19 protein-coding genes are annotated in these 23,030 nt (G+C 35.8%); 5 read left to right on the forward strand and 14 right to left on the reverse strand.

Annotation, left to right across the window (positions count from 1 at the left end; genetic code table 11):
- The first annotated feature begins 1 nt into the window (after nucleotide 1).
- From QP953_RS10930 to QP953_RS10940, 3 genes are all read left to right on the forward strand, one after another.
- The gene (locus tag QP953_RS10930; protein WP_309555029.1) at nucleotides 2-1,120 is read left to right on the forward strand and encodes a TlpA disulfide reductase family protein; all 1,119 of its coding nucleotides are present in this window, start codon (nucleotides 2-4) and stop codon (nucleotides 1,118-1,120) included.
- A gap of 84 nt (nucleotides 1,121-1,204) precedes the next feature.
- A complete protein-coding gene (locus tag QP953_RS10935) occupies nucleotides 1,205-2,077 on the forward strand; it encodes a hypothetical protein (RefSeq protein WP_309555030.1) in 873 nt (290 codons plus the stop codon).
- A 147-nt stretch (nucleotides 2,078-2,224) separates the two neighbouring features.
- Complete coding sequence (locus QP953_RS10940) at nucleotides 2,225-3,421, forward strand: hypothetical protein (RefSeq protein WP_309555031.1); 1,197 nt, start codon at nucleotides 2,225-2,227, stop codon at nucleotides 3,419-3,421.
- A gap of 48 nt (nucleotides 3,422-3,469) precedes the next feature.
- On the opposite strand, the gene QP953_RS10945 is transcribed toward QP953_RS10940, so the two are convergent.
- Entirely contained in the window at nucleotides 3,470-5,917 is a 2,448-nt protein-coding gene (locus QP953_RS10945) for a bifunctional UDP-N-acetylmuramoyl-tripeptide:D-alanyl-D-alanine ligase/alanine racemase (protein ID WP_309555033.1), read from the reverse strand.
- 251 nt (nucleotides 5,918-6,168) lie between these two features.
- Between QP953_RS10945 and QP953_RS10950 the strand changes: the two genes are divergently transcribed.
- The gene (locus QP953_RS10950; protein WP_309555034.1) at nucleotides 6,169-6,927 is read left to right on the forward strand and encodes a GNAT family N-acetyltransferase; all 759 of its coding nucleotides are present in this window, start codon (nucleotides 6,169-6,171) and stop codon (nucleotides 6,925-6,927) included.
- 103 nt (nucleotides 6,928-7,030) lie between these two features.
- Here the strand turns inward: QP953_RS10950 and QP953_RS10955 are convergent, their stop codons facing one another.
- The 12 genes from QP953_RS10955 to dapF all read right to left on the reverse strand — a co-directional run bounded on the left by QP953_RS10955 (nucleotide 7,031) and on the right by dapF (nucleotide 21,110).
- Nucleotides 7,031-9,085: a glycosyl hydrolase family 18 protein gene (locus QP953_RS10955; protein WP_309555035.1), complete on the reverse strand. Its 2,055-nt coding sequence runs from the start codon at nucleotides 9,083-9,085 to the stop codon at nucleotides 7,031-7,033.
- A 498-nt stretch (nucleotides 9,086-9,583) separates the two neighbouring features.
- The gene (locus tag QP953_RS10960; RefSeq protein WP_309555036.1) at nucleotides 9,584-11,044 is read right to left on the reverse strand and encodes a sigma 54-interacting transcriptional regulator; all 1,461 of its coding nucleotides are present in this window, start codon (nucleotides 11,042-11,044) and stop codon (nucleotides 9,584-9,586) included.
- A gap of 99 nt (nucleotides 11,045-11,143) precedes the next feature.
- Nucleotides 11,144-12,259 carry a VWA domain-containing protein gene (locus QP953_RS10965; protein WP_052598399.1) on the reverse strand — a complete coding sequence of 372 codons (1,116 nt, stop codon included), beginning with the start codon at nucleotides 12,257-12,259 and terminating at the stop codon, nucleotides 11,144-11,146.
- 525 nt (nucleotides 12,260-12,784) lie between these two features.
- A complete protein-coding gene (locus tag QP953_RS10970) occupies nucleotides 12,785-13,498 on the reverse strand; it encodes a hypothetical protein (RefSeq protein WP_052591963.1) in 714 nt (237 codons plus the stop codon).
- Between the two features lie 207 nt (nucleotides 13,499-13,705).
- Nucleotides 13,706-14,245, reverse strand: coding sequence for a hypothetical protein (locus QP953_RS10975; protein WP_052591960.1), 540 nt, complete (start codon nucleotides 14,243-14,245; stop codon nucleotides 13,706-13,708).
- 165 nt (nucleotides 14,246-14,410) lie between these two features.
- Entirely contained in the window at nucleotides 14,411-15,217 is an 807-nt protein-coding gene (truA, locus tag QP953_RS10980; RefSeq protein WP_309555038.1) for a tRNA pseudouridine(38-40) synthase TruA, read from the reverse strand.
- 186 nt (nucleotides 15,218-15,403) lie between these two features.
- On the reverse strand, nucleotides 15,404-15,913 hold the full coding sequence (locus QP953_RS10985) for a YkvA family protein (protein WP_052591956.1): 510 nt from the start codon (nucleotides 15,911-15,913) through the stop codon (nucleotides 15,404-15,406).
- A 310-nt stretch (nucleotides 15,914-16,223) separates the two neighbouring features.
- A complete protein-coding gene (locus tag QP953_RS10990) occupies nucleotides 16,224-17,450 on the reverse strand; it encodes an exonuclease SbcCD subunit D C-terminal domain-containing protein (protein WP_309555039.1) in 1,227 nt (408 codons plus the stop codon).
- 4 nt (nucleotides 17,451-17,454) lie between these two features.
- Nucleotides 17,455-18,987, reverse strand: a complete 1,533-nt coding sequence (locus tag QP953_RS10995; protein WP_052591953.1) for a carboxypeptidase M32 — start codon at nucleotides 18,985-18,987, stop codon at nucleotides 17,455-17,457.
- 144 nt (nucleotides 18,988-19,131) lie between these two features.
- Nucleotides 19,132-19,587 (reverse strand): DUF423 domain-containing protein, encoded by a 456-nt coding sequence (locus QP953_RS11000; protein WP_309555040.1) that lies wholly within the window; start codon nucleotides 19,585-19,587, stop codon nucleotides 19,132-19,134.
- A gap of 72 nt (nucleotides 19,588-19,659) precedes the next feature.
- On the reverse strand, nucleotides 19,660-20,286 hold the full coding sequence (locus QP953_RS11005; RefSeq protein WP_231512744.1) for an L-threonylcarbamoyladenylate synthase: 627 nt from the start codon (nucleotides 20,284-20,286) through the stop codon (nucleotides 19,660-19,662).
- Nucleotides 20,287-20,318: 32 nt separating this feature from the next.
- The gene (dapF, locus tag QP953_RS11010) at nucleotides 20,319-21,110 is read right to left on the reverse strand and encodes a diaminopimelate epimerase (RefSeq protein ID WP_197043747.1); all 792 of its coding nucleotides are present in this window, start codon (nucleotides 21,108-21,110) and stop codon (nucleotides 20,319-20,321) included.
- A gap of 319 nt (nucleotides 21,111-21,429) precedes the next feature.
- Between dapF and QP953_RS11015 the strand changes: the two genes are divergently transcribed.
- Nucleotides 21,430-22,491: a DUF4804 domain-containing protein gene (locus QP953_RS11015; protein WP_309555041.1), complete on the forward strand. Its 1,062-nt coding sequence runs from the start codon at nucleotides 21,430-21,432 to the stop codon at nucleotides 22,489-22,491.
- A 16-nt stretch (nucleotides 22,492-22,507) separates the two neighbouring features.
- Here QP953_RS11015 and QP953_RS11020 read toward each other — a convergent pair whose 3' ends face one another.
- Nucleotides 22,508-22,912 carry a hypothetical protein gene (locus QP953_RS11020; RefSeq protein WP_309555042.1) on the reverse strand — a complete coding sequence of 135 codons (405 nt, stop codon included), beginning with the start codon at nucleotides 22,910-22,912 and terminating at the stop codon, nucleotides 22,508-22,510.
- Between the last annotated feature and the right edge of the window lie 118 nt (nucleotides 22,913-23,030).

Below are 23,030 nucleotides of genomic sequence, written 5' to 3' on the forward strand. Positions count from 1 at the left end.
TATGTTGTTTTTAACCCTATTACTAGTTTTCGTAATTTTTAATCTTGCTTACAGTCAGTCTATAGATACTTTAAGAACAGTAGATGCTGCTGGTAATATTGTTAAGGTGGAGTATTACGAAGAGGGAGTAAGAAGAAATTATCTGAATCATTACGAGTATGATCCTAATAATCGCCTTATCAAAGAATATATGACCGACACTCTTGGTGAGATTCTTTCTAGAATTGGTTTGGCTCCAATTTTTGTGTATGAATACCGACTTATAGATGGTAAGGAATCTAAAATAGAATATTGTTATGATAAAAATATGCAACCAGATGTATTGGACATCCCTCCATTTTATCATAAAGTTATTCATACATACAATTCAAAAAAGCAAGTCATAGAGCGTTGGGGAATGTCAAGGAATGGAGATACAAAATTTAGAATGGCGTATACTTACAATGAACATGGATTGGAAGAACAAATTAAATACTTAGATGCTGATGGTAATATAGAAAAAGATAATGTTGGAATTCTTGAATTGAAATACGATGCACAAAAGAGGTTGATTTGTGAAGAAAATTACGATTATAAACACCGCCCTTATAGTACCCAATATGTACCTTTTAGGAAAGAAATTTCTTATTTAGGGAACATTGAGTGTGTTAAGATTTATGATAAAAACTTGAATGTTGTTCATCAGGAAGGTGTTGAATTATGTGCAGTTGCGTCAAACTTTGAATTGAAGAGTTTAGATAATACAATAGTAACTCTAGATGATTTTAAAGGGCATACAGTTGTTCTGTATTTTTGGTCTTCCACTTTTAGAGGGGCTCCATTTTTGAATCCTAGGATATTTCCTGCTTTTAAAAAGTATCAATCTAAGGTGAAATTCATTGCTGTAGGGATAGAGAAGCCTGAAAATTATGAAAAATGGCAAGAAGCAATTGTCACTACTCAAATAAATTGGGCTATAAATCTTGGTGCTTTTAATTCCTTTGATTCAAAAATTGCGAAAGATTATTATATCAATTACTTGCCTTTATTTTTTGTAATTAATAAAGATGGATTTATTGTTGGATCAGAACTTACAGGAATCCAAAATGTTATTAAATTGCTAGACCAACTCGAAAAGTAATGAATAGTTTATGTATTAAAAACAATACGATTTTTAAACGAAGTAGAGTACAACAATAAATATCTTATTTGATAATATTTATACATGGAAGAAACACACATATTGGATGAAGTCCAATCATCGCAAAAAGTTTACAACGAAACAGGAATAGCACTAGGTACATTTTTCGGAGGTCCTATAGCTACAGGTTATCTTTTTGTGGCAAATTATAAAAACCTAGGAAAAGGTCATTTATCTAAAAAAGTATGGGGAATTACGTCAGTAGTTTTCATATTATATTGTACCATTCTTTTTATAATACAAGAAATCGTAACGATCAATATTCCCAATGTAGTTTTTCCAATTATTAGTGTTGCCATTGCACGGCAATTGTTTAAGCAGCAGCAAGAGAAAGATGTGGAAGCACATATTCAACAAGGAGGAGAGGTGTATAGTTTGTGGCGAGCGGGTGGAATTAGTTTTATTTTTTCGTTAGTTATGATTAGTATTTTTATGGGTGGTTATTTGTGGTATGGTTCTGATCGAATACTTCCTTCTACCCCTTCTGAAGAAGGATGGACTGTTTCGCCTGAAGAAGAGCCTTCAAGTGAGCTTACTGACCCCAGTTCTGTTGTTGCTAATTTAGAAACTAGAAGTTATGGAGAGGCAGCGCATGTAATTGTTTATAATGAAGTCTTTTTTACAAAAGAAAAGATTGACAGTATAGCTGAAGAATTAACACGGTTGAACTTCTTTGATGCTCGAAATCAAAAATATATTTATCTCGAAAAAGTGCTCTTTGATTATGAATTTTCGATTACAGATGCGAGCGCAAATATAGAAGACAAACAAACCAGTCTGAAGTATGAACAGTTAAGAATTGATTTAGAGAAATTTTTGAAGGATGGAAGCGTACGTGTTCTATTAATGGATGAGGATTTAGAAGAAGTCTTAGGTCATTTTGGGGAGAAAATTTAGACTTGCAAAAGGGATGGAAAACTTTACAAGATTTGCCCATATTTAGGAAAGTAAAGACAATAATTCAAATCGCTTTATAGTTTTTGTTTTGATAGAAATCCTATATTTTTGCAGGAGCAAAAAAATTGTTGAGTAGATTAAATACGAATGATGTCACCACACAGAAAATTCTTGTTTGTAACGCTTGTTATTTTTTTAATTTATCCTTACGTTGACTTACAAGCTCAAAGAGTAAAAAAAGTAAAGTTTAGTAGGCATGCAGGGGCAAAAGAAATTAATTCTCCTCTTCCTTCTGATTATACGGATAGAACCTTTATTAGAGGCTTGGCTGGTTATCGAAATCAAATTGACCAATTGGTAGGACATGTGTTGTTAATAAAAAAGGAAAAAGGAAAAAATAAAAAACCTGTTATATTAGGGCGATATGTTCGAAAAAATAGCCCTCCAAAAATGGAAGCTATTATATCCGATAAAGCGTTGTATAGCTCAAAAATTGACGGCTCTTGTGAATTTAATGGGCACTATATGATTGCTTCTGTAAATGCAAGTGTAGAAAGTGTCTATGAATTGACCATCACAGATATTGCAATGGCAATTATTCCAGATAGCTTAATCCCATATACCGAAATTTGTGAGGCATTTCAAAATGCAGATCAAGCAGATTCAGAAGTGAATTTGTACTATGTCAAATCTGCTAAATTGACAACTGTTTATACCAAAGATTATGTCCGAATTCAAAGTGCGACAGAAGTGTCAGGGGGAGACATATTTGGTCTCAAGGGTGAAATTTATAATAGCTCGGATAATTATGCTGTAAACTATGTTGTATCCGCAGATATAGTTTCTTTAAACGATATGTTGTTGCTTCAAAATTGTGATAAAAAAATAGAAGAAAAGAAAATACGCTTGGCAGCCGCAGAAGCTGCAAAGGAAGCGGCAATTGCTGCCAAAGAATTGCAAAAAGCAAAAGAGTTGGAGTTAAAAACAACTAAAAGTGAACTGGCAGAGTTGTCTAAGGAGTTGTCAAAATTAAAAAAGCAATTGGAGGCACAGTCTAAAGAATCCAAAGAGTACCAAACATTGGCATTAAAACAAGCTTTGGCCATTGATAGAATGAAAGAAACGATTCAGAATCAAGCACAAATTGAGCAAGATATTGAAGTGGCCAAAAAAGAACGCAATGCTGCTGAAAAGGTAGTCGTTTTGAACAATGAAATAAAAAAACAAACTAACTTGGGAGTTTTAGATTTGGGACCAATGCAAGAAGGAAAAACTAAGGTGATTAGTTCTTCCGAAGAATTAGAAAAAAAGATTGTAAAGGAAGAAAATGCTGAAAAAGAATAAATTTGTTTTTGAGACTATTTTTAGATCTGAAATAGATTGGCACGTTGGTTAAGCTTCATAAAAAATGCGAGGTACTCGATCGCTGATGTTGGTTAATATTTCATAAGGAATGGTCTCTAGCGTAGTCGCTAAAGCTTGAATCATATCGACATTATCAAACAAAATAACTTCATCTCCTTCTTGTGCCGCTGAAATATGGCTAACATCTACAAAGCACATATCCATACAAATATTGCCAATAGTAGGAGCGAGCTGTCCATGAATTTTTACTTGTGCATTGCCATTACCAAAAGCTCTCAAAAAACCATCTGCGTACCCAATGGATAAAACGGCAATCCGACTAACTTGCTCAAGGGTTCCTTTGCGACTATAACCTACGGTTTCTTTGGTGTCTAATGTTTTTATTTGAGCAATACTTGTTTTTAGGCAAACGACATTTTGTAGTAATGGTAATTGTTGATTTGGATCAATGCCATATAAACCAATGCCCAAACGAACCATATCAAATTGGTGCTGCGGAAAACGAGTAATGCCAGCGGAATTGAGTAAGTGCTTAATAGCTTTGATCTCTAGAGTTGTTTCCAGATGATTGGCTAGATGGGCAAAACTATCAATTTGTTGCTTTGAGAATGCCTCATGTTGTGGTGTATCAGATGCTGCAAGGTGAGAAAAAATGCCCTTGATATTCAATTGTTTTTTGTGTTTACTGAGAATGCTTAATACATTCGGAATGTCCTGTTCCACAAAGCCCAAACGATGCATTCCTGTGTCTAATTCTAAGTGAATTGGATAAGGGGTTTTTAGGTCAGTGGTCGTTAAATAATGTAAAAAAGCCTTTAACATACTAAAACTATAAACAACAGGCTCTAATCTATTTTTGCACAAGATCTCAAACTCATAGGCGGCACTATTCATAACCATAATGGGCAGTTGAATACCTCTTGATCGCAGCGCTACCCCTTCGTCAACATAGGCTACTCCCAAATAATCAACATGATTGTATTGTAGTAGTTGTGCAATTTCGTAAGAACCGCTACCATAGGCAGAAGCTTTAACCATGACCATTAGCTTAGTTTTGGGGTTGAGCTGATTTTTATAGATTTGGAGGTTGTTGGTCACGGCTTCTAAGTTGATTTCCAAGACGGTTCCATGGATACGTTGTTTTAGTTGTTGTGCAATTCGCTCAAAACCAAATGCTCTAGCTCCTTTGAGCAGAATACTTTCTTGATAAAAAGAAACCTCGGAACCAATTGCAGCGATAAACGCATCTGTTGTTTCAAAGAAATAGGTTTCTGGTATGGTCTTAAAATAATGTTGGGCTTGCATTAGATGAGGACCAATACCAATCAACTTTTTAATTTGATGCTCCTGAAGTAAGCGTCCAATTAGTTGATAATGTGGAAGTTTTTTTAGCTCTGGGATGTCTGATAAAATTAAAGTTTTGCTATAGTCCGAACTAGTTTTGTGTTTTTGCTGTAAAAAATCTAAGGCAATTTTCAGACCTTCTAAATCATTGTTATAACTATCGTCAATAATCTGCGAGTTATGAATCCCCTCTTTTAGTTCCAGACGCATGGGAACGTCACTCAATTTCTCCATGCGTTGTTCTAGTTGCTGAATAGGAATGCCCAAATAAAGCAAGGTTGCAATAGTATGCAAGCAATTTTCAATAGCTGCGGCATTGGTAAAAGGAATCGACATTCGGGTAATTTTATGCTCCCAATGAATTTGCACAAGCGTTTTATTTGTCCTTATTTGTGTATAAATGGGCAATTGAGCTTCTGTTGAAGCTCCCCAAGACCAAAGTCGGGTAGGGGTGTGCTTGAATTTTGCTCTAATTTTTTGATGGATTAGCGAATGGTTGGTACTATAAATAAGTACCTCGACTCCTTTAAATAGCAATAGTTTTTCTTCTATCTTTTCCTCTAGGTTAGCAAAACCACTAGCATGTGCTTTGCCTATATTGGTGAAAATACCGATGGTGGGAGTTATCACTTTTTGTAATCGCTCCATTTCACCCACTTTTGAAATGCCTGCTTCAAAGATAGCCAAGTTGTGTTGCCCATTGATGGCAAGTACAGAGAGGGGGACGCCTATTTGTGAGTTATAACTTTTAGGGCTTTTGATCAAGGTATAATCTTGTTCTAATAATTGGAAAAGCCATTCTTTTAAAATCGTTTTTCCGTTACTTCCTGTAATTGCTACAACTGGTAGGTCAAATTGTTTTCGATGATAATGCGCATAGTCTTGCAAAAGTTGGATGACATTAGGAGTTGTTATAACTTGAGCCATGGGGTATTGTTCCCAAGAGATCGATTCACTAACAACAAAATGCCGAACACCTTGTTGGTAAAGCGCATCGATAAAACGATGCCCGTCATTGAGCTTTCCTTTAATTGCAAAAAAGATACTTTGTGCAGGAAAAATTAATTTTCTACTATCAATTAAGATGAGCTTTTGTTTCCAAAAATTAGTATCAAAGTTAATCGAATCCATAGTTTGCGGGCAGATTACAAAAAAGAAAATTATATGCAAGAAAATGCCAAAGATACAGATATGTTTTGGGAGTGGGGAATATTTTTCAATTGTTCGTTGAAAACTTTATGAGTTTCTTAAGGAGGAATTATAATAAGATCTCTATCGGATATTGCTATCTTCTACTGAAAATATGGATAAAGAATATTAATTTGGGTAACCAAAAAAAGGAAAAACGTAAGATGATTGTTCGGGTAGAAAAATAGAATAAGATGGAAGCATATGAATTGATTACACTAAATGAGTGGAATATAGATACGGAGCATATTTGTTGTGCATTTACCAATAAGAATTGTGCAGAAGGCTATCAAGCCAAAAAAAATTGGTTGAAAGGACAGTTTAAAGATGGGTATACGTTCAAGAAGTTTAATATTAGGGGCAAGGTATTTATAGAGTATGTTCCTGCTGAAAAAGGATGGGTGCCCATTGATGCCCCAAATTATATGTTAATCAATTGTTTTTGGGTTTCTGGGAAATACAAAGGGCAAGGATTGGGAACACGACTTTATGAAGCTTGTCTAGAAGATGCTAGGGATAAAGATGGGCTTGTAGTTGTAACCGCAAAAAAGAAACAGCCTTTTATGTCTGAAAAGAAATTTTTTAATAAAAAAGGTTTTCAGCTGTGCGATACGGCCTTGCCGTACTTCGAATTATGGTACTATCCATTTCATGCAGATGCTGTTGTCCCAACGTTCAAAACAATCGCCAAACAAGGGATTTGCGATGTTCCGCAAGGTTTGAGTGTTTATTATACGAATGCTTGTCCATTTACAGAGTATTATGCGAATATAGAACTAGTAGAAGCTGCTAAAAAGCGAGGTATTCCTATTCAAATTCATAGATTGGCAACCAAAGAACAAGCCCAAAATCACTTTGTTCCTCATACTATTTACAGCGTTTTTTATAACGGTCAATTTGTAACGCAACAAATGTTAACCGAAAAATCTATTGACAAGTATATTACCAAATAAAAAAGACCCCAATAACCACTAGGGAATAAATTCCTTATTGTGATTATTGGGGAAGAAACTAAATAGAATTGTAACAAATTTAAAATTTAATCATTATTTATACTTAGTTGATTTTTAGTAAAGTATTGATGGTTCTGTTTCCTTGCGTATCAATTGCTGAGATCCAGTAAGTTCCAACTGCTAATCTACTCAAATCAATTGTAATATCAGATGAAGTAGTAGTGGTGTAATGGACTTGTCCCAACGCATCAAAAACATAGATGGTTTGCTTTTCAGAAACGTTTCGGATGCTTAGCACTTGGTTAGCAATAGACCATTGTGGCGCTGATAGGCGTGCAGATGTACAATTTGGACCATTATTACAAGTACTCACTTCTACCCAAACAGGATTTGATCCAGGCATCTCATTAGGGTTGGCATACCATTGGTTCTTCCAAATTTTACATTGATAATAAACATTGGTATTCGGTGTCGGATAGGCATTGGCGCTATTATATTCTGTATGACCGCAATAGGTAGGACTACTACCATTACCACTGCCACTTCCGCCACTATTGTTGCCACTGCCATTACCCGAACAACTACTGTCCGCTGTACAAGTACTCACTTCTACCCAAACAGAATTTGATCCAGGCACTTCATTTGGATTAGCGTACCATTGGTTCTTCCAAATTTTACATTGGTAATAAACATTCGTGTTAGGTGTAGGATACGCAATACTATTGTCATAGGCATTGTGACCACAATAAGCACCACCATTGCCATTGCCACCCCCGTTACCATTTCCGCCACCGTTACCACCGCCGCCATTGCCAATACAGCTGCTATCTTCTGTGCAAGGGCTAATTTCTACCCAAACAGGGTTTGATCCAGGCACTTCGTTCGGATTGGCATACCATTGGTTGCTCCAAATTTTGCATTGGTAATAAACATTGGTATTAGGACTAGGGTAGCTATTGGCAGGATTATAGGAAGCATGACCGCAGTAAATAGCGCCATTGCCACCACCGCCGCCACCATTACCAGCACCATTGCAGTCATCTGCACCACCACTATAAGGCTCCATGGCAAAATTATTAGCATCAGCAACGGCATTGGCAGGAGCAGTTCCATTTAAGACACTGCTTGCAACGTTTAGGTAGGAGTATGCAGAACTATTACTACCAGACATTAATAGTTGCCAAATCATAATACCATCTCCATCCCCTGCACGATTTGGATGATTTTCTATATGGTCTGATAAAGAAGCAACGTTGGCATGTGTATAAGTGTAATACGGCCCCCATGGTTCATTGGGATAATGGACACCGGCAGCAATTTTAAATCCATATTGTTCTGCATAGTGCGCGTAGGCATCGTACATGATAGAGCGATTGGTACTCCCTCCTGCATTGTAGCCTTGAAAAGCAATTAAATCAATTTCGTTACCAACAGCTTTCATAACAGGAATCATATGACCTGTTGCACTAAAACCAAATAAATTGATACCGTTAGTTTGGGCAGTACCTTGGTATAGTTGAGCATCGGTTTCTCCTGTTAGGGTATTGCGATTGGCAAAGGCAAAAGGAGAACTAGGATCATCATTTAGCTGACCGCCCAAAGCACCAACACCACTAGGAGCGCAAGCCATAATGTATCCCTGAGAACGAGGCATGATAGCTCTAGAGTTGGTGAAGAAATCAATAAAATGCTGTACGTTTGTAGCACTTCCGATATTGGCAAAAGAACCGTTGGGCTCAAAATCCCAGTCGATGCCTGCAAATCCCATATCGTCTACCAAATCTTTGATTTGCTGATAATTAATGTCGTTATAAATGGTGTTACTGGTCCAATATGTTTCTCCTCCAATGGACAGAATCACTTTCGTTCCCTTGTTGTTGAGTGCCCCAATACTCTCTTTTAGTGTACAACCGTCATAAGGAACTTGAATGCCTGTTTGACTAATGTCATAAGATCCCTTAGTATATCGCAAATCGGGTTTGGCAAAAGCAAGAAAAACGTGATTGACATAAGAAGGAATTTCCCTTAATTTTGAATTTTGATTGTTTGAAACCCAGTTCTCTGACCAAGATGGGAAATAACCTAAGACAACAGGTGCATTGTTGTTTGATTGCGCAAAACTAGGTACTTGAAACAGGGCAAATAATGCAATTAGCATTATATACAAATTTGTTTTCATACTCATATTATAAAATTAGATAGTGAAAAAATATAGTTATAATGTGTGTATAGTAGAGTGTGTTCTACTAAATAATATAGAATGAAAATCAAAGGCTAAATACATATTTAGCGATCATAAATTAATCCAATATGTTGTCGGGGGAGTATGACGATTTTTAGGAGTGGGGTTTCCTAAATGAAGTAGGTTTAGCACACAAAGTTGATGTACTGTACTCAATGTATTTTTATTAAAATTATAATATTCATTGAGTTTATGTTTGTGAAACTACAATAATTTATATCCTAATATTTTTTAATTGTTCGTTTCAAGGAGAGATTTCGAGTAGGTGCTAGGTTTAGTAATGGCTTGTTTAATAGAAAATAATAATAGTAGGCTTGGATTATCTTTTAAAGCTTTTTAGACAAGAAAAAAAATAGGAATAGAGTTTTCCCTATTCCTATCTATATAAAAAAATAATAAATTGATAATGATTGTTTATTGCAGACCACTTAAATAGGAACCTAACAAGTCTTTGAACTGATAGCCTTCGGTAAATCGATCTTTGCTTAATTTTTTATGTTCGACCAAGCCCCACAAAACAAACTCTTTTAAGAAATAGCTGTCTTCTTTTGAGATATTGGGTTGATATTTTTTAATTAGTTCAGTTAAAGGTGTAATCTTATCTAGTTGAGCATGGTATTCTTTTTCTGGCAACTCATCTAACAACTCAAAACCACTTTCTTCAAAGAAAAATTCTAAAACATCATGATAAGGGCTTACTGTATCTGGACGCTCTAGTTTTGATATTTTAGGAAATAATGTGCTAAACAAGGTTACGATAGCCTCGCCAATTAGAGTTTCGGCAACAAAAGCAGCTCCTTCTTGCTCTCCTTCATAAACCAACTCCACTTTTCCTGTGATAGAAGGAATGACTCCCATAAAGTCGCTTAGGCGAATGGACGTTTTTTCATCTCCATTTTTTAATGCACGGCGTTCGGCTGTACTCAATAAATTTTCAAACGCTGTAATACTCATTCTAGCACTAATTCCACTTTTTACATCAATGTAGTCACTTACTCTAGCTTGAAAACTGATTTGTTCAAGTAAATCCTTGGCTAAAGAAGGAACATGGATTGTTTCAGATTGACGATCATCTAATTGAGCCTCTTGTTCAGTGATGGTTCTAGCTACAGCAATATTTTCTGGATAGTGCGTTAGGATTTGAGAACCTATTCTATCTTTGAGTGGTGTTACAATGCTACCTCTATTAGTATAATCTTCAGGATTAGCTGTAAATATAAATTGAACGTCCAAAGGCATTCTTAATTTAAACCCTCGAATTTGAATGTCTCCTTCTTGTAAAATATTGAACAGTGCCACTTGAATCCGAGCTTGTAGATCTGGTAGTTCGTTAATAACAAAAATACAACGATTCGCACGAGGAATCATACCAAAATGAATCACTCTATCGTCAGCATACGTTAGTTTCATGGTAGCAGCTTTGATGGGATCAACATCGCCAATCAAATCGGCAACTGTTACATCGGGAGTAGCTAGCTTTTCAGCAAAGCGTTCTGCTCGGTGTACCCATGCAATCGGAGTATCGTCTCCCTTTTCTTCCAACAAATCAATGGCAAATCTAGAAATAGGATGGAAGGGGTCATCATTAATTTCAGAACCTGCAACAATTGGCATCCATTCATCTAAAAGTTGCACCATCAAACGAGCCAAACGAGTTTTGGCTTGACCACGCAAACCTAGCAAATTAATATTATGACGAGATAAAATAGCTCGCTCTAGTTCTGGAATTACCGTATTTTCGTATCCCCAGACTCCTTTAAAAATGGTTTCTTTATTTTTAATTTTTGCAATCAAGTTATCTCTAAGCTCATCTTTGATAGATTTACTCTGATAGCCTGATTTTTTTAATTCACCGAATGTTTGAATTGATTTCATTTTGTATAGTTATTAGATTTCAATAGCATTAAAAAAATTAGTACGCTATTAAGTTTTATGTCTAGTGATTAATTGCCCATTAGGGGGGGGAATGCGCTTTTATCGAATTCTTTTTTTTCTATTTTGCTCATAATCTGTAAAAATCATTTCACCCAAACCTTTAAGACCCGTATAAAATGCTTTTCCTTGATTTGATTTGGTAAATTGCTCTACAAAATTCATTAAGTGCGGATCTTGCGCAATCATAAATGTTGTAATTGGAATGTGCAGTTTTCGAGCTTGAGCAGCCATATTGTAACATTTGTTGACAATGTATTTGTCTAAACCAAAGCTATTTTTATAATAAGAGCCATCTTTTTCTCGAATACAACTTGGCTTTCCATCGGTTATCATGAAAATTTGTTTATTGGTATTGCGTTTTCTACGCAGCATATCCATTGCTAGTTGTAAGCCTGCCACTGTATTGGTGTGGTAAGGACCAACTTTTAGGTAAGGCAAGTCCTTGATACTAATCGACCAAGCATCATTGCCAAAAACCAATATATCCAATGTATCTTTGGGATAGCGCGTCGTAATTAATTCAGCTAATGCCATTGCTACTTTTTTGGCAGGAGTAATTCGATCCTCTCCGTACAAAATCATACTATGGCTGATGTCAATCATCAAAACAGTGCTCATTTGAGCTTTGAAACTTGTCTCTTCAACAACCAAGTCATCTTCTGTAAGCTTAAAGTCTCCTATACCATTGTTAATTTGAGCATTACGCAAGCTTTCCGTCATAGAGATACGCTCCAAAGAATCCCCATAGTTATAGTTTCTAAATTCACCATTGTGTTCATCACCTTGCCCTGTGTGTTTGGTCTTATGATTACCCGAGCCACTGCGTTTGAGTTTTCCAAAAATTTGATTTAATGCTTGCTGTCGGATTGCTCGTTCGGTTTTTGCTGTAATGGACAATTGACCACGACCATCTTTGGGATTGTTCTCTTCTTTGATATAACCTTTCTTTTTTAAGTCTTCTTCAAAGTCTTCTAAGGTATATTCAGGAGTGGTTAGTTGGTATTCTTTGTCCAGTTGCCGCATCCAGTCTAGTGTTTCTTCCACATCTCCAGAAGTATATGTAATCAACTCTTTGAAAATTTCTAATAATCTATCAAAAGGTTCCTGATGAGGAGCTTCGTATTCTTTGAAAATAAATCCCTTTCTATTGGCCATGTTTTAATATTATTTCTTGGAATTAATTTGCAAATCTGTAACAATTAAAAACGCAAATGGTTATAGAATTCACACGTAAATTGAAAATTTACTTCTATTTTATTGGATAAACACCACTGTAAACGACTGTTTGGCTTGTGAGAGCATAAACTAGCTACTTTATTGGGGAATATGATTGAAGGGCATCTAAGTAATTGTTCATAAAAATTTATAGGCAAAATAGAATTCTTTTTGCACTGTTCTTCATCAAAAAATCTCGTTTTAGCCCGCTAAAACTTCAATTCTTTTCTTTGAACAGCACTAAAAACAATTACATTTTTAACTATACTTTTTTCTGTCCACTTACTTAAGATAAATAATCCCTACCTAGTAAAAACATATGCTGAAGTAAATATCTAATTTTTAATCTTTTATTAACAAGTTAGTAGCTAGAACAAAAAAAGAGCATCCTAAGATGCTCTTTTATATTTTTTAAGGGATATACATATTCCCAATAAGTCTTATATTGTTCGGAGGGACTAGCTTTTACATACCAAATCCACCACCACCTTTAGCCATTTCTTCCAATTCTTTGACAGTCATTTCTTCGTAACCTTCAGGAATTTTGGTAGAAAACTTAATGTCTTTGGCAGCTTTAGCATCGACATTATTGGCAATAATATTAACCTTCATGCCTTGTTGAGTAACCTGTATGCTTAATGGGTATCCTTTCATGCCAGGGTATTGCATTTCCCATTGAGAAGTTGCAGTTGGTGTGATATCTTCTGTAACATACATTACAACAGGATCAGCACCTTCACCAGCAGTAGAAATTACTTTGTAACATTTATACCCAGCAATTTTTTTAGTTTCTTTCTTGAAGTACTCAATTTTAGGAGGAGCAGTATTTTTAGATTGTTTTTGTTGGTACTCCTTCATTTCTTCCTCATCCATTTTAACCGCAATTTTTTTAGACATCATGTTCATTAACATGATACCTTCTTTTTTCTTGTTGTCAAAGCAGACATTAGTTGTAATCATTCCTCCCATCATATTGATGTCGGCTATACTAGAGGAACCTTTAAATCCTATTTTCATTGTAATGTCACCCATCATAGCCGCCATTGGATTATCACCATCAAACTTCATATCGTAAGTAATGACCGCGTCTTGAACTTTTTTTCCCTTTTGAGCAGTACTAGGAGCAACGATCATAGACATGAAGAAAAAGGTAAAGGCAATAGAAAGAATATTTTTCATTTAAATTATAAGTTTTAATATTAAAAGATATTTCGTAAATCTAAAAAAAAAATTATCGATTTGTTTAATGTTTTACTTCATTTTAGCTTCAAGCATTGCCACAAATTTTCGATAACTTATTTTTTATGGTCACTTATGAAACAATAATAATGTCAAATTTAGTTCCAAAAAAAAGATAATAGACTACTAACATATCTAAAAAGTAGCCTAACGATAGGAGATGATATACCAACTTTCGTTGCCACCTTCTTTCTTTGAAGGTTTGCTTTCATCAACACTAACTCTTATACCAGACTTGAATTTACGAGCCATAGCAGTAAATAAGCCCCGATCAAAGTCGCAAGGGTAGGGGTTATAACATTGCATGACGATTTTTTTTTCTTTTGTATCGTGGCTGACCATTTTATAAAATCCAACATAGCCATTTCTGTGGTTCATATTATAAGCTACATCAATTAAGTTAAGACCACTTTCTATAGAATCTACCCCTGGTGGAAAGACAGCATTATCTGGAATTGATTTGCCAAGGTCAAAAATAGTATTAGGACCAAAATCCTTGGCCAATTGATCATAAAAAGCAATCATTATTTTGATGTTATACCAAGCTTCTGAATCAGGGTTAGGTACCCCATGTTTAGCTAGTATTTTTAGCATATTATTTTGCGCATAGCTGGGTAGTCCAAATATAGCAGGAAATAGTGCTTTGCCGAGAAATTCGGCATTAAGGTCGAAAGGTTCTTGTTGCATAGAATAAAGTTTTATGTTATGAGATTGTCATTGTGGTTCGAAATGCTGACTAAAGCAATCTATAAGCATAAAAGGTAATAAAAATAGGTAATAAATACAAAGAGGAATCCTGTTTTTGTATTGAAAACAAGGAATAATTATTTCATTTATAACGTAAATGGAAATTTATATTTTGATCTCTTGCCAGCTACTATTGGGCAGTGTATAGGTAGCTTTATTAGGTAAATCTAAATCTGGATAATAAATTTTTGAAAGAAAGAGCCCTTGAGGAAGGGCAGGTCGAATGAGTTGTGGTCGTTTTTTGTGTTTTAAGCAGGCTTCAAATGCGTCTAAGCTAAATTTTCCAACCCCTATTTCTAGTAGCTTTTGCACAATAATTCGAATTTGACCTCGTAAGAAACGATTGGCTACAATTCGAAAGCGAAGCTTGGTGCGTTCTTCGTTTTGAAATAAGGTGGCACTTCGAACATCACATATAGTAGTATTATGCAAGTCGGGTTGTTTACAGAATGCAGCATAATCCTTGTATTTAGTAAGTAAATCTACAGCTTGTTTCATAGCAACTAAGTTGAGCTGATAATCTACATACAAAGAACTCGTTTGGTCAATGAAAGGATCTTTGTGTGTGTGTATGAAGTAATCGTAGGTTCGTTCTTTAGCACTAAAACGAGCGTGCAGGTTTGGAGTAGTGGGAATGATGTCAAAGATAGCAATAGTAGGGGGTAAGATTTTGTTTAGTACAAATTTTAGGTCGTCTCTAATAGGATGTTTTAAATCGGTATGAAAAAAAAATTGGCTGGCATGAACGCCTGCATCTGTCCGACCACAGCCTATAATAGTAATAGAAGGAAGCCTAAGTGCTTTGGCGAGTTTGTTTTCTATCACTTCTTGAATAGAGTGTACATTGGGTTGGCGTTGCCAACCTCTATAGTGGATGCCATTGTAGGCTATATGAAAAAAATAACGTGTCAATGTAAGAATTTGAAGTTAGTAAATTTGCCTCAATTTAGACAAACCCATTGAATTGTCCCAACTAATATCAGAATCCAATGAGATTTATTTTGTCAATTACTTAGTTGACTAAAAACAAACCCTACGCACTAGTTTTATTCGTTACTCTTGCGAAGAGTTTGTTCGTGAATGAGTCGTGAGACTATGTTATTTTTGCTCTTCTTCTATTACTTTTATTGGTATGCGAATTAGACGTTTTGATTCTTCCCAAGATTGAAACGCTTCTAACTCTTGTTTAAGGTTATTATACAACCAAGTCAATAATGCTAAATCATCTAAAAAACCAGCGATTAGAAAGTCTGGAATTAAATCAATAGGCGATAAGAAATAAAGAATAGCGGCTAAACTAAGCGCTACATTTTTTTTAGAAATACCTTGATAATCGCCTTTTACGTATGCCCGTATCATTCTTGTTAAAAGGACTAGGCGTTCTTTGGTCTCATCTGCAAATTCTCGGACAGAATCGTATCTTTCAAGATAAATGATGGATTGTTTGAGCAAGGTATAAATAGTCAATGGTTTTCTAAGTAGTCGATAAGCTCTTCGAAGGAAAACTCTAAAGAACCAACTCTTAGAAACTTTTCGACCATCGTCGTAAGTTGTATAATTTTGCTTTGCGTTTTTACGTCCTTTTTTAGCAAATTTTTTCTTTTTCATATTGATAATAGTTTATAAACTATGTTTTTTTTAGATAAGTAATCGTTCATAAAAATTTATAGGCAAAATAGAATTCTTTTTGCACTGTTCTTCATCAAAAAATCTCGTTTTAGCCCGCTAAAACTTCAATTCTTTTCTTTGAACAGCACTAAAAACAATTACATTTTTAACTATACTTTTTTCTGTCCACTTACTTAAAAAGCATAGAACAATAGAAGTATATACTTCGTGAGACCGCTTAGCTTAGTAGCGGCGTGTTATGATGCGGTTGCTGTACTTTTTTCTTATAGAAACTACAAATACAACAAAATTATTCTACATCTCGTTCCTGCATCCAACCTAATAATTCTTTGAAGCTATTCTCTAATTCTGTCAATTCTTCAGTTTCTATTTGACCTTTTTGTTGCGCACACATCCGAAAAACCTCGATTTCGTCCATGTCTTGCAAGCTTTGCAAATTTTGATAATGCTCACTGTCAATGGAGCGGTTTTGAATCGCCCGTTGATTTAGAATAATAATTTCGGCAGGTTTATCTTGGATAATTTCTTCTAAGTCACTTAGCAAGTCAGGAGAATAATGCGCCGTTTCTACCTCTATTTTTAACCAAGTATCTAGCGGAACATTCGTATCCAAAGTAGATAATTTTTCTTTAATATAGGCTAAATTACCTTTGTAAGTACGCATTTTGCGTTTGAGTGGCACTTTGACCGATTGTTGATGAAGAATATTTTTGTTTTGAAACTCTATTATTCGAACAACTTGAGCGTAATTAAGTTCACTAAAGTCTAATGGAATTAAGGCGCCAGAGTACCAAATAGGACGATTTTTGTCAATCTGTTGATAGCGGTGTAAGTGTCCTAGTGCTACATAATCAAAGTCTTTCGAAAAGTTTTCAGCTTTGATAATATCCAAAGATCCAATATGGATACTATTGGGGCGATCATCCCGCTGGCCACCAGCCGCATACAAATGTCCCGTAACAATAACAGGAATAGCTAGGTTTTGATAAGGTGTTAAGGCAGCTTCTATTTCTTGATAATGTTGCTGAATGCCTTGACGTAGATTTTCGACTCGTTCTTCGTAGGTTTCACCTGAAATACTTTTTCGAATATCTTTGTCTCTGAGATAAGGAACCGCTCCAACAACTGCTTTTAGTGCTCCTTCTTCTTTGCCCCGAATTTCAATGATTTGTGCTGCTCTATCATCCGAAATATGACCAACAACATGTACATTTAGCAATTTGAACAACTCTTTAGAAGCATCCAGCATATTAGCAGAATCATGATTTCCTGCAACAATTACAATGTCTTCACAACAAGTATTGACCAATTGTTTTAAGAAGTTGAAGTATAATTTTCGAGCATAGTTTGGCGGGCTATCGGTATCAAAAATATCTCCAGCAACAACCAATAGTTCGACACCTTCCTGTATAATATATTGAACCAACCAATCAAGTGCAGCTCGGTGTTCTTGCTCTCGATTGCGATGAAAGAACTTTTGCCCTAAGTGCCAGTCGGCAGTATGAAGTAGTTTCATGAATTTAAATTTCGCTTAAAACTTTAGCATCAAAGTCATAAATAATAGCATATTTCTCTCTTGCATAGTTCATAAAGTAACTCAAATTTAAGCCTTCTCCTGTAATTCGTTGGCAGAGTTCTTCTGAAGTATATTTTTGACCGTGTTGATGAATGTGATAACGCAACCATTCTAACAAAGGCTTCATATTACCCTGTGCAATTTCTGCTTCGAGATTAGGAATATCCTCTTTGGCTTTGGAATAAAATTGAGCAGCATAGAAGCTTCCTAGTGAATAGGTTGGGAAATACCCAAACAAACCTTCTGCCCAATGTACATCTTGCAGAATCCCATAAGTAGGATGTGGAACATCTAAGCCCAAAAAGTCTTTGTATTTTTGATTCCAAACAGTTTCTAGACTGTCTACATCATAGGTGCCTTCTATCAACCCTTTTTCAATTTCGTAACGAATCAAAACATGCAAGTGATAATGTATTTCATCCGCAATTGTTCGTAGATAGTTGGGCTCCAGCTGATTGATTGCTTTGTAGAATTGTTCAATTGTAATATCTCCTAAAGAAGCGGGAAACAATTCTTGCATGCGAGGAAAATTAGCTTTCCAGTAAGCCAAACTCAAGCCTACTTGATTTTCCCACAATCTAGATTGTGACTCGTGGATACCCAGCGACGTTGGCATTCCCAAAGGAAGACCATAATATTTGGCTGGCAACCCCATTTCATAAAGCGCATGTCCTCCTTCATGAACACAACCACCAATCATTTCAATTGGATTATCTTCTTCAATTCTAGTCGTTACTCGAACGTCTTTGGAGGAAAATGTTGTGGTAAAAGGATGCTCAGAAATATCTTGGCGACCTGCTTCAAAGTCGTAGCCCATTTGTGTTAATAACTCAATTCCAAAATCCCACTGTTTTTGCTTGTCATAATGACGATTCAAAAACGATTTTTCACTAGGTTTTCCCTTGGCTTGAATTTCTTTGGCAAATGCAACTAGTTGTTGTCGAACATCACCAAATAAAACATCCAATTGAGCAACAGTAGCGCCTTTTTCAAATTCATCAATCAAGGCATCGTAAGGATGTTCGTCGTAACCAATCAGCTCTGCTTTTTCTTTGAGCAACTCAATCATGACACTCAGTTCATTTTTGTATAAACTATAGTCCTTGGCTTTACGGGCTTTGAGCCAAGCTTGAAAGGCGTTCGTTCTAGCTTTGGAGAAAGCAGTAACAAATTCTGTCGATAAGTTTTTTTCTTTGTTATAAAGCGCCAAACTCAGTTCAACATTTTTGGCTTCATTTTCTGATAATGCCTGACGATTATCATTTAAATTAACCAATAGTCCCCCGAATTCGGGACTCGTAGCCCATTCGTGCACAGTTGCTGATAGAGTAGCAATCTGTTGCCCACGTATTTGGGCACCTTTAGGAGGGGCGTTGACTTCATTATCCCAATGCAAGAGGGCGAGTGTACTGTTTAGGTCTTGTATTTTTTGTAGATGAGCAACATATTGTTCGTATTGTTTTCTTATTATAGACATCGTCTTGTAACTATTTTAAAGTAATGTAGGGGAATTTTTATATGCAAATTAAAACTTTAACAGTCTAGGAAATAGTCGATCGTATGCTATTGAGAAAGAGTCTAATTTTGAGGTTATAAACCGTTGTGTCAAACTGTTTTAAAGTTATCCTTGTTGGTGTTGCTCATCTAGAACTCGTTTGTATGCTTGTTCAGACACACTAGATGTCGGATATCGAAAAGCGTGGAAGACAAGCATAGCCCATCCAGCAATGAAAAATAAGCCTCCTATAGGAGTTATTGGACCGATAATTTTAGTCCAATCTTGCAAAGATAGCAATTCTTTGCAAGCCAAAAGGTAAATAGAGCCCGAAAAACAAAGTATTCCTATAACAAAGCAAATCGCACTTCGATACAGCCAAGTAGGCTTTACAAACCATTGACTCGCCATAACAACAATCAATAAGGTAATTGTATGATAATAATGATATTGAATACCTGTTTGATAAGTGCTTAGTTGACTAGTACTTAACTTATTTGCTAGTGCATGCGCTCCAAAAGCACCTAATATAACTGCTAACATACCCAACACCCCCGTAATGATTAAAAGTTTTTTGTACATAATGATTTTACTAATCTAGCAAACTAGTTTTAAATATAAGTGATTATTAAAAATAATGCCCGTGACAAAAAATTACGATTTTAAGGTTCCTAGACCCTCACGAATAACTTCGGGATAATCAGCAGTACAGTCTACAACAGTTGATGGAACATTACCACCAAAGCCTCCATCGATAACGACATCGACTAGGTTTTTGTAGGCTTCATAAATTTCGTAAGGATCGGTAGGGTAAGGGGTAATCTCATCGTCAATATTTTTGATAGAAGTTGACATTATCGGATTGTCCAACTGGGCAACCAATTGGGCAACAATCGGACTATTGGGAACCCGAATACCTACATTTTTTCGATTGTTTTTTAGCATTTTAGGGACTTGGGTACTTGCTTTTAGGATGAAAGTAAATGGCCCAGGGAGGTTTTTGCGCATTGCTTTATACACATTATTGCTAAAGGGTTTGGTATAAAAAGAGATATTGCTCAAATCGGAGCAAATAAAGGAAAAATTCGCTTTTTGAGGCTTGATTCCTTTGATGCGACAAATACGTTCAACGGCTTTGTTGTTGGTAATATCACAGCCCAGACCATACAAAGTATCTGTCGGGTAGATTACCAAACCACCATCGGCAATAATTTGAGTAACTTGCTTGATTTTTCGTTCTTCGGGATTGTCGGGATGGATTTCTAAGTACAATGCTGACATAACACTTGATTTTTAAGGAAAATAGAATAGAACTATAAGTCAATAAAGCCATGAAAAACAAGCTTTGCAGGACCACAGAGCCAAATATCGTGAAATAACTGATCTTGGCGTTGAAAGCGTACATTTAAAGTGCCTCCTTTGGTTTTTATATCAACAGGAGTAGGGGCATTGTCTTTTGAAAACGCTAAATGATAAGCTAATGCTGCTGCTGTCACACCTGTTCCACAAGACAACGTTTCATTCTCTACACCACGCTCATAGGTAGCTACTTCTATGCAATTTGTCGCTTGTATGGCTACAAAATTGACGTTCGTACCTTCTTTTTTATAAGTCTCATTATTACGAATTGCTTTACCTCTATTGTAAACGTCTAGTCCTGCAATTTGTTCCACAAATTCGATGTGATGTGGAGACCCCGTATCTAAAAAAATAGCTGCTGGATTATAATTATGGATAGATACATCACTCATTTTTAACTCTACATAATCATCTTTTGGCAAAACAGCATCATGAGGACCATCGACGGCTAGAAAATGGGCTTTATGGTCTTTTATAATGCCTAGAAAGTTTGCAAAGGCAGTGATACAACGTCCACCATTGCCGCACATACTACTCAAGTGACCGTCTGAATTATAATAAATCATTTCAAAATCGAACCCTTCTTTGTTTTGCAGGAGCATTAAACCATCTGCGCCAATTCCAAATTTTCGATGGCACCATTGAGCAATAGTAGAGGGAGAAAGTTCTGGAATGGATGCCATTCTATTGTCTATTAGGATGAAATCATTTCCTGTTCCTTGGTATTTGTAAAATGGTATTTTCATGTGTGTAAATCGGGTAAACTGAATTTACCTAGTAGAATGATTGATTATGAATGAAGTTGATGACAAATAAAATGTTTTGATATGGTTTAAGTGTTTGTTAATTAGTGTTTTATAAGGTTGGTTGGTTGTGGTGAAGTAGTAAAGACTCCCCAAATAGAACCCTAAGTTGTACAAAATCATTTGTAATTGTCATTGGTGTAAAAGTACAAAAAAAGCCTTAAAGAACGACACAAAAAATGTATCTTGAGTTAAAAGACAGGATTCCTTTTGTTTTGCCATCCTATTTTGGCGAGTTATTGATCCAACAAAAACTAAAATCATGCAGAACTACACCATTATTATCCCGAAGGAGACTCAAGACCAAGCGAAAAAATATTGGAAACAGATACAAGATAATTTGAGGGACGCAGGGCAGTACGTTTATAATGGTTTTAGATATAAGGATGCAAAAAGTTGTACCGTAGATGATTTCTTAGAAGTCTTGTTACAAACCAAAGTACCTACGATTTTTGCAGAAAGTGCGGTTTATGGAGACGGTCGAGATTGGAGTTTGGTGGAACTAGGAATCTTGGGAGATATTAGTATTGCGGTACCTGTGACGATTTTTGATAATGGCCGCCATCAAAATCCTTTAATACATCAAGAACCTTTCGATGGTATCTTGTTGTATACGCCTGGTGCTTTATTAAGAAATGATACGGGGAACGAACCTGCTGATTGGAGTGCCGTAACAACAGCAAAAAAACTGGATTATGACAAATATTATAAACTATACGAACGTCGGTTGTTGCCATTGTTGAAATATGCAGATGTAGAAGCTGCGAAAGCAAATAAAGAAGCGTTTATAACCATACCCGGTTTGGGGTGCGGTATGTTTGCTGGTCGATTTCAAGGGCAGTTGGGGGCTTTGCTGAAACAGGTGCTCATTGATTTATTAGAAAATTATGGAGGGCAGTTGTCCAATATAAAAGCTGTCTATTATGACCCTTATCAAGAATGTAATAACGAACGCTTGGAAATTGAGGGCATTTCTTTGATGGTTCGCCCTTTGGCAAAGGGCAATGAAGGAAAATCTCAACTAGCAAAGTTATCTACTTTTGAAGAAACTTCAGACGATTTTTCAAACTGCTTATTGTTTAGTCTAGTTGCTTGGGATCATGTTTCTTGGCCTGGAAACGATTTTTATGTTAACTCTAGGGCAACCGATGATGGTGTAAAGGCAGCGGCAACAAGTTCTATGTTTGTGATGACAGGGATAGAAGGTGTCTATGATAAAATAAGTTGTTGCTATCAAGCACCGTCTCCTTATCAAAACTGGAAACAAGTCATTATTAACAATCAATTGAAGTTGAGAATAAGAGGAAATTTACAAGTATTGTAGCTGCTGATGAGGAAATTTAAATAGACAAACTACCCCAATATACTAAACCGCTTAAACATAGTAATAATAGCCATTGCCCTAATTTTATATAATTCTTAGGAAACGATTTGGATATAGCAATTGTCAGAAACCAAACAATTGCGTAACCTAAAAAGTAGGTTGCTAATACTTGCAGCAAGGTTTGAGAGGCTGTTAAAATATCTGTAAAATTAATGACAGTCAGCCCAAGGGTAGCAAACAAAAGGTCAAAAGAAACCCAATGCCAGCCACAACGTGCCATCGTCCATTTTTCTTGATGGAGAAAATCATTTTCAGGATCGGAAGGAGGAGCAATCATTCTTATTTCCTTGTCTCCAACAAAAGTATGGGCAAAAAAAGCTAACAAACAAAGGGCATTGGCAATTAAGAGTGGGATATTCATTGGATTTATTTTTAATACGAGATCCTTTATTTAATTTCGTATAAGCATTACTCCGTTGAAAAATCAATGGAGTAGTAATAAGATGAGTGTTGAGAGATTGCTGTATATCAAATGATAG

Source organism: Aureispira sp. CCB-E (assembly GCF_031326345.1).
GTDB lineage: Bacteria > Bacteroidota > Bacteroidia > Chitinophagales > Saprospiraceae > Aureispira.

What these genes read in the sequence shown, in the direction of transcription:
- QP953_RS10930 (WP_309555029.1), top strand. Translation starts at nt 2, where the DNA reads ATGTTGTTTTTAACCCTATTACTAGTTTTCGTAATTTTTAATCTTGCT.
- QP953_RS10935 (WP_309555030.1), top strand. Translation starts at nt 1,205, where the DNA reads ATGGAAGAAACACACATATTGGATGAAGTCCAATCATCGCAAAAAGTT.
- QP953_RS10940 (WP_309555031.1), top strand. Translation starts at nt 2,225, where the DNA reads ATGATGTCACCACACAGAAAATTCTTGTTTGTAACGCTTGTTATTTTT.
- QP953_RS10945 (WP_309555033.1), bottom strand. Translation starts at nt 5,917, where the DNA reads ATGGATTCGATTAACTTTGATACTAATTTTTGGAAACAAAAGCTCATC.
- QP953_RS10950 (WP_309555034.1), top strand. Translation starts at nt 6,169, where the DNA reads ATGGAAGCATATGAATTGATTACACTAAATGAGTGGAATATAGATACG.
- QP953_RS10955 (WP_309555035.1), bottom strand. Translation starts at nt 9,085, where the DNA reads ATGCTAATTGCATTATTTGCCCTGTTTCAAGTACCTAGTTTTGCGCAA.
- QP953_RS10960 (WP_309555036.1), bottom strand. Translation starts at nt 11,044, where the DNA reads ATGAAATCAATTCAAACATTCGGTGAATTAAAAAAATCAGGCTATCAG.
- QP953_RS10965 (WP_052598399.1), bottom strand. Translation starts at nt 12,259, where the DNA reads ATGGCCAATAGAAAGGGATTTATTTTCAAAGAATACGAAGCTCCTCAT.
- QP953_RS10970 (WP_052591963.1), bottom strand. Translation starts at nt 13,498, where the DNA reads ATGAAAAATATTCTTTCTATTGCCTTTACCTTTTTCTTCATGTCTATG.
- QP953_RS10975 (WP_052591960.1), bottom strand. Translation starts at nt 14,245, where the DNA reads ATGCAACAAGAACCTTTCGACCTTAATGCCGAATTTCTCGGCAAAGCA.
- QP953_RS10985 (WP_052591956.1), bottom strand. Translation starts at nt 15,913, where the DNA reads ATGAAAAAGAAAAAATTTGCTAAAAAAGGACGTAAAAACGCAAAGCAA.
- QP953_RS10990 (WP_309555039.1), bottom strand. Translation starts at nt 17,450, where the DNA reads ATGAAACTACTTCATACTGCCGACTGGCACTTAGGGCAAAAGTTCTTT.
- QP953_RS10995 (WP_052591953.1), bottom strand. Translation starts at nt 18,987, where the DNA reads ATGTCTATAATAAGAAAACAATACGAACAATATGTTGCTCATCTACAA.
- QP953_RS11000 (WP_309555040.1), bottom strand. Translation starts at nt 19,587, where the DNA reads ATGTACAAAAAACTTTTAATCATTACGGGGGTGTTGGGTATGTTAGCA.
- QP953_RS11005 (WP_231512744.1), bottom strand. Translation starts at nt 20,286, where the DNA reads ATGTCAGCATTGTACTTAGAAATCCATCCCGACAATCCCGAAGAACGA.
- dapF (WP_197043747.1), bottom strand. Translation starts at nt 21,110, where the DNA reads ATGAAAATACCATTTTACAAATACCAAGGAACAGGAAATGATTTCATC.
- QP953_RS11015 (WP_309555041.1), top strand. Translation starts at nt 21,430, where the DNA reads ATGCAGAACTACACCATTATTATCCCGAAGGAGACTCAAGACCAAGCG.
- QP953_RS11020 (WP_309555042.1), bottom strand. Translation starts at nt 22,912, where the DNA reads ATGAATATCCCACTCTTAATTGCCAATGCCCTTTGTTTGTTAGCTTTT.